At 72.4% G+C, this 14,063-nt stretch carries 9 protein-coding genes and 1 riboswitch; of the genes, 6 read left to right on the forward strand and 3 right to left on the reverse strand.

Annotation, left to right across the window (positions count from 1 at the left end; translation table 11 throughout):
* The first annotated feature begins 96 nt into the window (after positions 1–96).
* The 3 genes from ACJTNH_RS18345 to ACJTNH_RS18355 are packed head-to-tail and all read left to right on the forward strand — an operon-like array spanning position 97 to position 3,058.
* Entirely contained in the window at positions 97–1,125 is a 1,029-nt protein-coding gene (locus ACJTNH_RS18345) for an efflux RND transporter periplasmic adaptor subunit (protein ID WP_458178270.1), read from the forward strand.
* Complete coding sequence (locus ACJTNH_RS18350; protein ID WP_458178272.1) at positions 1,122–1,850, forward strand: ABC transporter ATP-binding protein; 729 nt, start codon at positions 1,122–1,124, stop codon at positions 1,848–1,850. Before ACJTNH_RS18345 ends, ACJTNH_RS18350 begins: the two co-directional genes overlap by 4 nt.
* On the forward strand, positions 1,847–3,058 hold the full coding sequence (locus tag ACJTNH_RS18355; protein WP_458178274.1) for an ABC transporter permease: 1,212 nt from the start codon (positions 1,847–1,849) through the stop codon (positions 3,056–3,058). The genes ACJTNH_RS18350 and ACJTNH_RS18355 overlap by 4 nt, the downstream gene beginning before the upstream one ends.
* 51 nt (positions 3,059–3,109) lie before the next feature.
* Here the strand turns inward: ACJTNH_RS18355 and ACJTNH_RS18360 are convergent, their stop codons facing one another.
* From ACJTNH_RS18360 to glgX, 3 genes are all read right to left on the reverse strand, one after another.
* A complete protein-coding gene (locus ACJTNH_RS18360) occupies positions 3,110–3,667 on the reverse strand; it encodes a transglycosylase family protein (RefSeq protein ID WP_458178276.1) in 558 nt (185 codons plus the stop codon).
* A gap of 1 nt (position 3,668) precedes the next feature.
* A riboswitch (cyclic di-AMP (ydaO/yuaA leader) is annotated at positions 3,669–3,840 on the reverse strand.
* 289 nt (positions 3,841–4,129) lie between these two features.
* Entirely contained in the window at positions 4,130–6,454 is a 2,325-nt protein-coding gene (treY, locus tag ACJTNH_RS18365; RefSeq protein WP_458178278.1) for a malto-oligosyltrehalose synthase, read from the reverse strand.
* Positions 6,451–8,559, reverse strand: coding sequence for a glycogen debranching protein GlgX (gene glgX / locus ACJTNH_RS18370; protein ID WP_458178280.1), 2,109 nt, complete (start codon positions 8,557–8,559; stop codon positions 6,451–6,453). Before glgX ends, treY begins: the two co-directional genes overlap by 4 nt.
* Before the next feature lie 649 nt (positions 8,560–9,208).
* Between glgX and uvrB the strand changes: the two genes are divergently transcribed.
* The 3 genes from uvrB to ACJTNH_RS18385 all read left to right on the forward strand — a co-directional run bounded on the left by uvrB (position 9,209) and on the right by ACJTNH_RS18385 (position 13,937).
* Positions 9,209–11,326: an excinuclease ABC subunit UvrB gene (uvrB, locus tag ACJTNH_RS18375; RefSeq protein WP_458178282.1), complete on the forward strand. Its 2,118-nt coding sequence runs from the start codon at positions 9,209–9,211 to the stop codon at positions 11,324–11,326.
* 288 nt (positions 11,327–11,614) lie between these two features.
* The gene (locus ACJTNH_RS18380) at positions 11,615–12,742 is read left to right on the forward strand and encodes a TerC family protein (RefSeq protein WP_458178283.1); all 1,128 of its coding nucleotides are present in this window, start codon (positions 11,615–11,617) and stop codon (positions 12,740–12,742) included.
* A 121-nt stretch (positions 12,743–12,863) separates the two neighbouring features.
* Positions 12,864–13,937 (forward strand): TerC family protein, encoded by a 1,074-nt coding sequence (locus tag ACJTNH_RS18385; RefSeq protein WP_458178285.1) that lies wholly within the window; start codon positions 12,864–12,866, stop codon positions 13,935–13,937.
* Positions 13,938–14,063 lie beyond the last annotated feature (126 nt).

Below are 14,063 nucleotides of genomic sequence, written 5' to 3' on the forward strand. Positions count from 1 at the left end.
GTCACGACGGCGTTTCCGTCGCCGGGATGACCACGACGGGCCCTCCGCACCGCTACGTTCCTGACGCTTCCGTTCCGCGCGACGAAGAGAGCCGACATGACGGTGGTCCGGACCTGGGTCCTGCCCGTGCTGAGAATCGTGATCTGGGCGGTGATCGCCGTCGCGCTCGTGGTCCTGGCCTTCCGCGGCAGCGGTGGCGACGCCGACCCGGCCGGGGCCTCCGGCGCGCCCGGTGTCGACCTGGGCTCGCCGGCCATCCCGGTCGGCCGCGGCACGGTCACCAACACGGTCTCCGTAGAGGGCACCATCGCCGCCGACCCGGCGGTGCCGGTGAAGGCCACCGCCGCCGGGACGGTGAGCCGGTTGCGGGTCGCGCCCGGGGCCACGGTCGCCGTGGGCGACGCGCTGCTGGACGTGCGGTACGAGGAGGAGCGGGACCCGATCGAGGGCACCGATGCCGAGGGCAACCCGACGTCCACCCCGCGCGACCCGCTGGTCAGGGTCGTCACCGTCACCGCGACGGCGGCCGGCCGGCTGGCCACCCTCGACGTCCTCAAGGACCAGGTCGTGGCGGTCGGCGACGCCGTCGGCACGATCTCCCCGGGCACCCTCTCGGTGACCGCGTCGCTCAGCCAGGCCGACCAGTTCCGCCTGCTCAGCCCGCCCGGCACCGCCGAGGTCACCGTCACCGGCGGGCCCGCACCGTTCACCTGCACCGGGCTCACCCTCGGCGCACCGCAGGGCGAGGGCGACCAGGCCACCGCCGGCATCGACCCGATGACCGGCATGCCGATCACCGCGACCACCACCGCCCGGTGCGCCGTCCCGGCCGGGGTGACGGTCTTCTCCGGGATGGCGGCGACCGTGGCCATCCAGGCCGGCGAGGTCGCGGACGCGCTCGTCGTGCCGGTGACCGCGGTGCAGGGCTCGGTGCAGAACGGCACCGTCTGGGTGCCCGGCGCCGACGGCACCCCGGAGGAGCGGCCGGTCACCCTGGGCCTCACCGACGGCCAGCAGGTCGAGATCACCGGCGGTCTCACCGAGGGCGAGCAGGTGCTGGAGTTCGTGCCGGTGCCCGACGACGCCGCCGCCGACCCCTACGGCATGGGCGGGCCGTACGGGTGAGCCTGCTCGAGCTCACCGGCATCGGCCGGGACGTGCGCCTCCCGGACGGGAGCCTGCTGCCGGTGCTGGCCGGGGTCGACCTGAGCGTCGCGCCCGGCGAGCACGTGTCGATCGTCGGGCGCTCCGGCTCCGGCAAGTCGACCCTGCTCAACGTGCTGGGCCTGCTGGACAGCCCGACCGCCGGCAGCTACCTGCTCGACGGGCAGCCGACCGACTCCCTCGGCGCACGGCGGCGGGCCCGGCTGCGGGGAGAGACCTTCGGCTTCGTGTTCCAGCAGTTCAACCTGCTGCCCCGGCGCACCGCGCAGGAGAACGTCGCCGCACCCCTGCTGTACGCCCGCGGCCGCGAGTTCCTGACCCGCAACCGGGCCGCGCGGGCGATGCTCGACCGGGTGGGCCTGAGCGCCCGCGCCCTGTCGGTGCCCGAGCGGCTCTCCGGTGGTGAGCAGCAGCGGGTGGCGATCGCCCGGGCCCTGGTCCGCGGGCCACGGGTGGTGCTCGCCGACGAGCCGACCGGTGCACTCGACGTGGAGACCGGAGCAGCGGTGATGGCCCTGCTGGCCGAGGTGACCGCGGAGAACGGGGCCGCTCTGGTGACCATCACCCACGACCTGTCGGTGGCCGCGCTGGCCGGCCGGCGCTACCGGCTCGACGCCGGCCGGCTCACCGCGGTCGCGGCCGGGGACGCCCTCGCCGCGGCGACGAGCGACCGGTCCGACGCATGACCGGGCTGCTGGGCACCCTCAGCGAGGCCTGGGGCGAGGTCCGGGTGCACAAGGCGCGGGTGGTGCTGTCGCTGGTCGGGGTGTTCCTGGCCGTGCTGGCGATGACCACGGTGACGGCGCTGGGCCAGATGGCCGCCCAGGTCCAGCAGGAGCAGGCCGAGGCCAGCGGGGGGCGGACGGCGACCATCGGCGTCTCGGCCTACGACCCGATGAGCGGCAGCGTGCCGCGCGAGGAGTGGGACGCCGGGGTGCAGGCGCTGGTCAGCCGGTACGGGCTGCCGGAGCAGGCGGTGGCCACCCTCGCCTACGAGAACGGGCTCTACCGCTTCCCCGGGGGCACGGAGGCGGTCGAGACCCGGCGGGTGTCGCCGTCGTACGGGCCGCTGCACCGCATCCAGCCGGTGGAGGGCCGCTGGTTGCGCGCGGGTGACCGGCAGAGCCTGTCGCCGGCGCTGGTGGTCAACCGGGACTTCCTGGGGCTGCTCGGGGTGACCGACCTGAGCGGTCACCCGACCGTGGTCATCGGCGGCCCGCAGCCGGTGCTCGCCACGATCGTCGGGGTGGCCGCCTGGAACGAGGGCTACCCGGCCGCCTACCGGATCGACTCCTCCGCCGGGGACGCCACCGCGTCGGCCGGCGGGGTCGGCTTCTGGTCACCGCCCACCCTGGAGCTGTGGGTGCCCTCCGACCAGGCCGACGCGGTGGTGGCCGCGGTGCGGACCGACCTGGCCCGGTTGCTGCCCGGCGCCGAGGTGCAGGCCAACCGGCAGGACCCGGAGAACCTGGAGGACACGATCGCGAAGCTCCGGCTCGCGGTGCGCGCCGCCGGCCTGGTGGTGCTGTTCCTGGGTGGGCTGGGCGTGCTGAACATCGGTCTGGTCACCGTGCGGCAACGGATCCGGGAGATCGGCGTGCGGCGCAGCTTCGGGGCGACCTCCGCGCGGGTCTTCTCCGCGGTCGTGCTGGAGAGCGTGGTGGCCACGGCCCTGGCCGGGCTGGCCGCGGTGGCCGTGTCCGTGGCGATCGTGCGCAACCTGCCGCTGGAGCGGTGGTTGGCCGGTGGCGTCCCGCTGGCCGACGCCCCCGGCTTCCCGGTCTCCGCCGCGGTCGAGGGGCTGCTCGCCGCCACGGCCGTGGGGGCGCTGGCCGGGCTGGTGCCCGCGCTGATCGCCGTCCGGGTCAAGGTGATCGACGCGATCAGGTTCTGACGCGGGCCCGCGCCCTCCCCACCGCGCACGGTGGGGAGGGCGGGGCGTGCCTCAGAGCGCCAGCTGCTGCCCGACGTAGATCAGGTGCGGGTCGCTGATGGTGCCCTGGTTGGCCGCGTAGAGCGCCCGCCAGCCGCCGGCGACGCCCTGCGCGCTGGCGATGCTGCCGAGGGTGTCACCCGGCTGCACCGTGTAGCTGCCCCCGGACGGGGCCGGTGCGGGGGCCGGTGCCGGATCGGCGACCGCCGTGGTGCCGCCGGTCAGGTACTGCCCGCACACCGGCCAGGCGCCGATGCCCTGGCCGACGAGCACCCGCTCGGCGACGGCGATCTGCTGGGCCGGGGTGGCCAGGTCGGCGCGCGGCGCGAACTCGAGGCCGCCGTAACCCTCCCAGGTGGGCTGGTAGAACTGCAGCCCGCCGTAGTAGCCGTTGCCGGTGTTGATCTGCCAGTTGCCGCTGGACTCGCAGTCGGCGACGCCGCTCCAGTCGTGCTCCCCGGCGGCCGAGGCGGGCGCGGCGAGGACGCCGATCCCGATCGCGGTCGCGCCGGCCAGGACGGCGCCGCCCCGGGTCAGGCGACGGGTCCGGGACGTGTTCGTGTGGGACAAGTGATCCTCCGATCACCGCCTGCGAGGTGAGCTGTCGGGTTCGGGCTGATCGATGCCCGGCCGGTCGTGCAGCGCGCACGGCACGGCTTCACCCCGAGACGCGCGGACGCGTCGGTGGAGAGTGGTTCCCCCGCCCCCGTCCTGGAATGCTCGGGGTCAGGCGACCGGCGGACGGGGTTGGGCGGTCCGGTGCCTCGTACCCGGCCATTCCGGCCCGGGCACGCGACCCATGGTGTGCGAGACCGTCCGGTTCCGCTCGTCCTCTCCGGTGCCGGTCGGGCGTCCGCCCAGGAGCGGTCGCGACAGGCCGGACGCTCGGCGGCTCCCCGTGGGCCGCCACCCACTCAGCGTCACCGCCCCCGGACGCCGAACGGCGGCCGGACCCAAGAGCCCGACCGCCGCTCGGCCCCCTCCCCGGCCCGCCCTGAGCTTGCGACGGGTGGGGAGGAAGGGGGTCCTTCCTCAGTCCCGCACGAGCAGCGCGACCGGCAGCTGGGTGAGCAGGTCGGCCAGCCGGACCCCGGCCCGGTCGGAGACGACCCGGTTGCCGGTGAGCAGGTCCCGCCAGGCACCGGTGCGCGAGCCGACGGTCGTGTCGCCCCAGCCGGTCTCGGCCAGGTGCACCGGCCGGCGGGTCGCCACCGTCACCACCCCGCCGCGGTCGAAGGCGATCACCGAGTCGGCGGCCGGCCCGGTCGCCTCGACCGGCATGTAGCCGGCGTACGCCTCGGGGGAGTCGCGGCGGTGCCGCAGCGTGCGGGAGACCACCAGCAGCTTGGCCGCACCCGTCTCGTCGACCGGCGGGACCCAGCCCTCGTCGAGCCGGCTGAGCAGCTCGCGCCGCAGGTCGTAGTCGACCGGACGGCGGTTGTCCGGGTCGACCAGCGAGAAGTCCCACAGCTCGGTGCCCTGGTAGACGTCCGGGACACCGGCGATGGTCAGCTGCAGCAGCTTCTGGCTCAGCGAGTTGCTGTACCCGAAGGGCGCGACCCGCTGCACGAACGCCTCGATCTCGGCGTGCGTGGTCGCGTCGTCGAAGGCCGCGTCGACCAGCGCGTGCAGCTGGTCCTCGAACTCCTGCACCGGGTTGGTCCAGGTGGTCGAGGTGCCGGCCTCCCGGGCGGCCTTCTCCACGTAGGCGTGCGCCCGCTCCCGGGACAGCGGCCAGGCGCCGACCAGGTTCTGCCACACGAGGTGGGCCAGCTGCCGGTCGGCGAGCGGGTGCCGGCCGAGCCAGCCGCGCACCAGGCCGGCCCACTCGCTGGGCACCTCGGCGAGCACCGCCAGCCGCGCCCGGACGTCCTCGCTGCGCTTGGTGTCGTGCGTCGACAGCGTCGTCATCGACGCCGGACGGCGCTCGGCCCGCTGCTGCTGCGCCTCGTGGAACTCGGCGACCGTGGTGCCGAACCGCGCCGGGTCGCCACCCACCTCGTTGAGCGCGACGAACCGGGCCCACCGGTAGTAGGCGCTGTCCTCCACGCCCTTGGCCATCACCGGGCCGGAGGTCTGCTCGAAGCGGGTGGCCAGCTCGGTGCCGGCCGAGCCGAGCAGCGGGTGCAGCGCGTCGACGGCGTCGGCCAGGTCGGCGCGGCGCTGCTTGACCGCCGCGACCGTCTCGTCCAGGTGCTCGCGGCCGTCAGGCAGGTAGCTGCGGTAGACGGGGAAGCTCGCCAGCAGCTCGGCCAGCCCCTCGCGCACCTGCTCGGCCGGCACGCCCGGCAGCTCGCCGACGATGCGCTGCAGCCGGGCCACCTCCGAGCCGAGCATGCCGTCGGTGACCTCGCGCTTGCAGTCGTGCACCAGCTGCGCGTAGTCGACCTGCCCACCGGCCAGCTCGGTGTCCAGGGCGGTGATCGCCGCCTCGCCGGCCGGGTCGACCAGCACCTCGTCGACCTCGGAGAGCGCGTCGTACCCCGTCGTCCCGGCCGTCTTCCACGACCCGGGCAGCTCCTCGCCGGGCTCGAGGATCTTCTCCACCACGGTCCACCGGTCGCCGGTGGCCTCGGCCAGGGCGTCGAGGTAGCCCTTGGGGTCGGCGAGGCCGTCCGGGTGGTCGATCCGCAGCGCGTCGACCGAGCCGTTCTCGACCAGCTCCACGATCAGCGCGTGGGTGGCCCGGAAGACCTCCGGGTCCTCCACCCGCAGCCCGGCGAGGGTGTTGATCGCGAAGAACCGGCGGTAGTTGAGCTGGTCGTCGGCGCGCCGCCAGTCGACCAGCTCGTAGTGCTGCCGGGCGTGCACCTCCTGCGGCGGCCCGCCCTCGGTGCCCGGGGCGATCGGGAACCGGTTGTCGTAGTACCGGAGCTCGCCGTCGACCACCTCCAGCTCCGACACGTCGTCCGCGCTGCCCAGCACCGGGATGCGCACCTTGCCGCCACCGAAGTCCCAGTCGACGTCGAAGGCGTCGGCGTGCGCGGACTCCCGCCCGTGCTGCAGCAGGTCCCACCACCAGGTCGACTCGGCCGGGTCGCTGACGCCCATGTGGTTGGGCACCAGGTCCAGCACCAGGCCCAGGCCGTGCTCGTGCAGCGCGGCGACCAGCCGGTCGAACCCGGCCCGGCCCCCGCGCGGCTCGTCGATGTGGGCGTGGTCGACGGTGTCGTACCCGTGCGTGCTCCCCGCCGCCGAGCGCAGCAGCGGCGAGGAGTAGGCGTGGGTGACGCCGAGGTCGGCCAGGTACCCGGCCACCGCCGCGGCGTCGTCCAGGGTGAAGTCGGCGGTCACCTGCAGCCGGTAGGTGCTGGCCGGCACCTCCCGGCGCCGGCCGGCGTGGAGCGGCTGGCTCACGGGGCGGCCTGCAGCACCACGGTGGCCCGGGCGGCGACGGTCAGCGTCTCCCCGGCCTTGACCTCGACCGGCTCGACCTCGCCCAGCTCGGCGGTGTCGACGACGACCGTCCAGCCGGCGCCGTAGTCGTCGCCGGGCAGGGTGAACTCGATCGGCTCGTGGTGCGCGTTGAACGCGAGGTAGAAGCAGTCGTCGACCACGTCCTCGCCGCGCTCGTCGGTCTCCCGGATGCCGTGCCCGTTGAGGTACATGGCCATCGACTTGGCGTAGCCGGCGTCCCAGTCCTCGTCGCTCATCAGCTCACCGGAGGGGGTCAGCCAGGCGATGTCCTGCACCGGGTCGCCCTCCTCGCGGCGCACCGGGCGGCCGTGGAAGAACCGGCGGCGGCGGAACGTCGGGTGGTCGGTGCGCAGCTTGGTGACCAGCTTGGTGAACTCCAGCAGGCCCTCGTCGACGTCCTCCCAGTCGATCCAGGTCAGCTCGGAGTCCTGGCAGTACCCGTTGTTGTTGCCGTTCTGGGTGCGGCCCAGCTCGTCGCCGTGCAGCAGCATCGGCACGCCCTGGCTGAGCATCAGGGTGGCGATGAAGTTGCGCCGCTGCCGGGCGCGCAGCTCGAGCACCTCCGGGTCGTCGGTGGGGCCCTCGACGCCGCAGTTCCAGCTGCGGTTGTGGCTCTCGCCGTCGTTGTTGCCCTCGCCGTTGGCCTCGTTGTGCTTCTCGTTGTACGAGACCAGGTCGTTGATGGTGAACCCGTCGTGCGCGGTGACGAAGTTGATGCTGGCCACCGGGCGACGGCCGGCGCCCTGGTAGAGGTCGGCAGAACCGGAGATGCGGCTGGCGAACTCGCCGATCGTGGCGTCCTCGCCGCGCCAGAAGTCGCGGACGGTGTCGCGGTACTTGCCGTTCCACTCGGTCCACAGCGCGGGGAAGTTGCCGACCTGGTAGCCGCCGTCGCCGATGTCCCAGGGCTCGGCGATCAGCTTCACCTGGCTGACGATCGGGTCCTGGTGCACCAGGTCGAAGAAGGCCGACAGCCGGTCGACCTCGTGGAACTGGCGGGCCAGGGTGGAGGCCAGGTCGAAGCGGAAGCCGTCGACGTGCATCTCGGTGACCCAGTAGCGCAGCGAGTCCATGATCAGCTGCAGCGCCTGCGGGGTGCGGACGTTGAGCGAGTTGCCGGTGCCGGTGGTGTCCATGTAGTACTGCTGGTCGTCCTCGACCAGGCGGTAGTACGTGCTGTTGTCGATGCCCTTGAACGACAGCGTCGGGCCCATGTGGTTGCCCTCGGCGGTGTGGTTGTAGACCACGTCGAGGATGACCTCGATGCCGGCCTCGTGCAGGGCGCGGACCATGCCCTTGAACTCCTGCACCTGCTGGCCGTCGGTGTCCTGCGCGTACTCGTTGTGCGGCGCGAAGAACCCGATCGTGTTGTAGCCCCAGTAGTTGCGCAGGCCCTTCTGCAGCAGGGTGTCGTCCTGCACGAACTGGTGCACCGGCATCAGCTCGATGGCGGTGACGCCCAGGCTCTGCAGGTGCTCGATCACCGCCGGGTGCGCGACGCCGGCGTAGGTGCCGCGCTGCTCCTCGGGGATGCGCGGGTGGGTCATCGTCAGGCCCTTGACGTGGGCCTCGTAGATGACCGTCTTGTTGTACGGGATCTTCGGCGGGCGGTCGACGCCCCAGTCGAAGTACGGGTTGATGACCACGGACTTCGGCATGTGCGGCGCGGAGTCGTCGTCGTTCTTCTCGCCCGACTCGAAGTGGTAGCCGAAGCAGGACTCGTCCCAGTCGATCTGGCCGTCGATCGCCTTGGCGTAGGGGTCCAGCAGCAGCTTGTTCGGGTTGCAGCGGTGGCCCTGCGCGGGGTCGTGCGGGCCGTGCACCCGGAAGCCGTAGCGCTGGCCGGGCTGGACGCCGGGGAGGAAGGCGTGCCACACGTAGGCGTCCATCTCGGGGAGGCGGATGCGCTCCTCGTTGCCGGCCTCGTCGAAGAGGCACAGCTCGACCTTCTCGGCCACCTCGCTGTAGATGGCGAAGTTGGTGCCGGTGCCGTCGTAGGTAGCTCCGAGGGGATAGGCGGAACCGGGCCACACCTGGGTGGTCATGAAGGGTCGTCCTCCTGAAGCTGGTCGCCCCTGGGCTCGGGGCGCAGGGCGCGGGTCGTCACGGCTGAACCGGGGGTTCGCCGCTGGATGCCCGCGTCGCGACCTCCCCACACCTGCCGAGAGGCAGGACACGTGTGCGGTGGCCGGGGGACGGCGGGGTGTCCGCGAGGAGTCTGCCAAGACCGCGGCGAGGGCGCGTCGCGTCCTGACCTCCCCGGACGCGACCGGGCCGTCCGGGGAGACGTCGTCCGGCCGGGACGGCGGAGGTGACCCGGCCCCGGGCCGGCAGCGGCCGGGCGGGGAGACGTCGTCCGGCCGGGACGACGGAGGTGACCCGCCCCCGGGCCGGCAGCGGCCGGGCGGGATGGGGCGGAGGCGCGAGCGGTGCGGCGCCGGCGAGGGCGGGCAGCCCGGCCACCGCCGACCTCGCCCGGGGTCCGGGTGGCGCTGGTGGTGACCGGTGCTGCTCGCTCCTGCGGGCGCCGACGCTAGGGGGTCGCCCGGGTCGACGGCAAGGTCCCCGGCCCCGTCCGGCGCGCCGGTCGCACCACCCGTCCCACGAGTGGGCAGGAGTGTGCCCGCGGGCCCCCGACCAGCACTGGGACGGCGGACGGCCCTTCTGTCGCACCCCCGTCGTACCGTCGTCCCCGTGCGCACCTCCACCGACATCCGGCCCAGCCAGGGGCGGTTCCGTGTCGTCAGCGAGTTCGAGCCCTCCGGTGACCAGCCCGCCGCCATCAAGGCCCTCGCCGAGCGGGTGAACGCCGGCGAGCAGGACACGGTGCTGCTCGGGGCCACCGGCACCGGCAAGTCGGCGACGACGGCCTGGCTCATCGAGCAGGTGCAGCGCCCCACGCTGGTCATGGCGCCGAACAAGACCCTCGCCGCCCAGCTGGCCAACGAGTTCCGCGAGCTGCTGCCCGACGCGGCGGTCGAGTACTTCGTCTCCTACTACGACTACTACCAGCCCGAGGCCTACGTCCCGCAGACCGACACCTACATCGAGAAGGACTCCTCGATCAACGAGGAGGTGGAGCGGCTGCGGCACTCGGCGACGAACAGCCTGCTCACCCGGCGCGACGTGGTGGTCGTGTCGACCGTCTCCTGCATCTACGGCCTGGGCACGCCGGAGGAGTACGTCGAGCGGGCGCTGAAGATCAAGGTGGGCGAGGAGCGCGACCGCGAGGAGCTGCTGCGCACCCTGGTCACCGAGCAGTACACCCGCAACGACCTGGCCTTCACCCGGGGCACGTTCCGGGTGCGCGGCGACACGATCGAGGTGTTCCCGGTCTACGAGGAGCTCGCCTGCCGGATCGAGATGTTCGGCGACGAGGTCGAGCGGCTGTACTACCTGCACCCGCTGACCGGTGAGGTGGTCCGCGAGGTCGACGAGCTGTTCGTCTTCCCGGCCACCCACTACGTCGCCGGCCCGGAGCGGATGGAGCGGGCGATCGCCGGCATCGAGGCCGAGCTCGAGCAGCGGCTGGCCGAGCTGGACAAGCAGGGCAAGCTGCTGGAGTCCCAGCGGCTGCGCATGCGCACCACCTACGACATCGAGATGATGCGGCAGGTCGGCTTCTGCTCCGGGATCGAGAACTACTCCCGGCACATCGACGGCCGAGCGCCCGGCAGCGCCGGTGCCTGTCTCATCGACTACTTCCCCGACGACTTCCTGCTGGTCATCGACGAGTCGCACGTGACGGTGCCGCAGATCGGCGGCATGTACGAGGGTGACATGAGCCGCAAGCGCACCCTGGTGGAGCACGGCTTCCGGCTGCCCTCGGCGATGGACAACCGCCCGCTGCGCTGGGAGGAGTTCACCGACCGGATCCACCAGACCGTCTACCTGTCGGCGACCCCGGGCTCCTACGAGCTGGGGCGGGTGCAGGGCGACGTCGTGGAGCAGGTGATCCGCCCGACCGGGCTGGTCGACCCGCAGGTCGTGGTGAAGCCGACCAAGGGCCAGATCGACGACCTGGTGCACGAGATCCGGCTGCGCACCGAGAAGGACGAGCGGGTCCTGGTCACCACGTTGACCAAGAAGATGTCCGAGGACCTCACCGACTACCTGCTCGAGCTGGGCATCAAGGTGCGCTACCTGCACTCGGAGGTCGACACGTTGCGGCGGGTCGAGCTGCTCCGCGAGCTGCGCCAGGGCGAGTACGACGTGCTCGTCGGGATCAACCTGCTGCGCGAGGGGCTCGACCTGCCCGAGGTGTCGCTGGTGGCGATCCTCGACGCCGACAAGGAGGGCTTCCTGCGCTCGGGCACCTCGCTGATCCAGACGATCGGGCGGGCGGCGCGCAACGTCTCCGGCGAGGTGCACATGTACGCCGACAAGATCACCCCGTCGATGGCCCAGGCGATCGACGAGACCAGCCGACGGCGCGAGAAGCAGATCGCCTACAACCTCGAGCACGGCCTCGACCCGCAGCCGCTGCGGAAGAAGATCGTCGACATCCTCGACGGCATCTACCAGGCCAGCGAGGACGCCGAAGGGGCCACCGAGCTGCTCGGCGGCTCGGGGCGCCAGCAGTCCCGCGGCAAGTCGCCGGTGCCGGGCCTGTCGTCGAAGAGCCGGGCCAAGGCCGGGTCGATCGACGTCCAGGGCCTGCCGCGCAACGAGCTGGCCGACATGATCACCACGATGAACGAGCAGATGCTGGCCGCGGCCCGCGAGCTGCAGTTCGAGGTGGCGGCGCGGCTGCGCGACGAGCTCAACGAGCTCAAGCGGGAGCTGCGACAGTTCGACGCCGCGCACGCCTGACGGAGGGCCCGCTCGCCCCCGCCGCTCGCGAGCTCGCGGCGGGGGCGAGCGAGGGGCGGGGTCGGGAACTCTGCCGGGGGCTCGATCGTTCAGCCGCTCGGATCCCATCGGGGGTGGCTCTCGGTTGCCCCCGGTGACCGGTCCACCGTGGAGGGGAGTACCCCGCGCACAGCTTCGTCGTCAACACGAGGTCCCATGACCTCCGGCGCTGCTGGCCGACGACGACCGTCGGTGGGAGAGACCTCCGGGTACTGACACGCCTGCCAGTCACACCGGAGGAACACGTACATGGACGTCCCCTTCTGGGTCTGGGCGATCACCGTCGCCGGGATCATCGGGATGCTGGTCTTCGACTTCGTCGGCCACGTCCGCACCCCGCACGCACCCTCGCTGAGGGAAGCCGGCACCTGGTCGGCCGTCTACGTCGGCATCGCCGTCGTCTTCGGGCTGCTGGTGCTCTGGTTCGGCGGCGCGACGCCGGGCGGTGAGTACTTCGCCGGCTACATCACCGAGAAGAGCCTGTCGGTCGACAACCTCTTCGTCTTCGTGCTGATCATGGCCAGCTTCGGCGTGCCCCGGATCGCCCAGCAGAAGGTGCTGCTGTTCGGCATCACGTTCGCCCTCGTCCTCCGGACGATCTTCATCCTCATCGGCGCCGCGGCGATCGAGAACTACAGCTGGGTCTTCTGGATCTTCGGCGGCATCCTGATCTACACCGCCGTCGTGCAGGCCCGCAGCGGTGGGCACAACGAGGACGAGGAGTACAAGGAGAACGCCGTCCTCCGGCTGGTGCGCCGGGTCGTCCCCACGACCGAGGAGCACCACGGCGACAAGATGACCGTGAAGCTGCAGGGCAAGCGGTACATCACCCCGCTGGCGATCGCGCTGATCGCGATCGGCACCGCCGACATCATCTTCGCCGTCGACTCGATCCCGGCGATCTTCGGGCTGACCCAGGACACCTACCTGGTCTTCGCGGCCAACGCGTTCAGCCTGCTCGGCCTGCGCCAGCTGTTCTTCCTGATCGACGGGCTGCTCGACCGGCTGGTCTACCTCGCCTACGGCCTGGCGGTGATCCTGGCCTTCATCGGGGCCAAGCTGGTCATCCACGCGATGCACACCAACGAGCTGTCCTGGATCAACGGCGGCGAGCACATCACCGTCGTCCCGGAGATCCCGACCTGGCTGTCGTTGCTGGTCATCCTGGTCACCCTGGCGGTCACCACCGTGGCGAGCCTGCGGCACGACCGGAAGGTGCGGGAGCGCCGGCTGGCCCGGGAGGGTGCTCCGTCCGAGGGCATCACCCCCACCGGCGCCCAGGAGGACGGCTCGCTGACCCACGAGGTCGACGGCGGGCGCACCCCGGCCGGGCGGGACGGGGACGGGAGCCCCGGGTCCTCGCGGCACACCGGCTGACGACCCGGCGCGCCGGCGGGCCGGAGGTGGCGCACGTCACCCCCGGCCCGCCGTGCTCCTGGCCGGAGACCCGGAGTGGTCATCCGGTGCACCGGTGGGGCGCCACGTAGAGTCCCGCGGCGTGGAGCTCCCCGTCTGGTTCGAGATCGCGACGTTCGTGGGGCTGACCGTCCTGCTCCTCGCCGACCTCGCCCTCGTCGTCCGTCGCCCGCACGAGCCCTCCGTCAAGGAGGCGACCGGCTGGGTGGTCTTCTACGTGGCCCTGGCGCTGGTCTTCGGCGCCATCGTCCTCGCGGTCACCAACGGCACGTTCGCCACCGAGTTCTACGCCGGCTGGCTGACCGAGTACTCGCTGTCGGTCGACAACCTCTTCGTCTTCGTGATCATCATGGCCCGCTTCCAGGTGCCCAGGAAGCTGCAGCAAGAGGTCCTGATGGTCGGGATCATCATCGCGCTGGTGCTCCGCGGGCTCTTCATCCTCGCCGGCGCCGCGCTGATCGAGCAGTTCATCTGGGTCTTCTACCTCTTCGGCGCCTTCCTCGTGTACACCGCGATCAACCTGGTCCGGCACCGCGACGAGGACGAGGACTACGAGGAGAACGGCTTCATCCGGCGCATGCGCAAGGTGCTGCCGATGACCCAGGACTTCCACGAGAGCAAGATCCGGGTCGTCCAGGACGGCAAGAAGCTCTGGACGCCGATGATCGTCGTGTTCCTGGCGCTGGGCACCACCGACCTGCTCTTCGCACTCGACAGCATCCCGGCGATCTTCGGCCTCACCCGGGAGCCGTTCATCGTCTTCACCGCGAACATCTTCGCGCTGATGGGCCTGCGCCAGCTGTACTTCCTGCTGGGCGGGCTGCTCAAGCGGCTGGTCTACCTGTCCCTGGGCCTGGCCGTCATCCTGGCGTTCATCGGGGTGAAGCTGATCCTCGAGGCCGTCCACGAGAACCAGTACCCGTTCATGGGCCACCGCGAGCCGCTGGAGAGCGTGCCGGCGATCCCGACCTGGCTGTCCCTGACGGTCATCCTCGTCGTCCTGCTGGTGGCCACCGTGGCCAGCCTGCTCAAGACCCGCGGCGAGAGCACCGAGGAGCACCCGGCGGCCGAGGTCGAGCGGGGCGAGTCGCCGGTCGGCACCGAGACGACCGGCCGCCCGGCGCCCGCGCCGGAGTCCGACTCCCGCTCCAGCTGACGTCGTCCCGGGGGGGGGGGGGGGGGGGGGGGGGGGGGGGGGGGGGGGGGGGGGGGGGGGGGGGGGGGGGGGGGGGGGGGGGGGGGGGGGGGGGGGGGGGGGGGGGGGGGGGGGGGGGGGGGGGGG

The sequence above is a fragment of the Modestobacter lacusdianchii genome (assembly GCF_054177765.1).

Coding starts and splice junctions, on each gene's coding strand:
- glgX (WP_458178280.1), bottom strand. CDS start 8,559: ATGACCACCCAGGTGTGGCCCGGTTCCGCCTATCCCCTCGGAGCTACC.
- ACJTNH_RS18345 (WP_458178270.1), top strand. CDS start 97: ATGACGGTGGTCCGGACCTGGGTCCTGCCCGTGCTGAGAATCGTGATC.
- ACJTNH_RS18380 (WP_458178283.1), top strand. CDS start 11,615: ATGGACGTCCCCTTCTGGGTCTGGGCGATCACCGTCGCCGGGATCATC.
- ACJTNH_RS18355 (WP_458178274.1), top strand. CDS start 1,847: ATGACCGGGCTGCTGGGCACCCTCAGCGAGGCCTGGGGCGAGGTCCGG.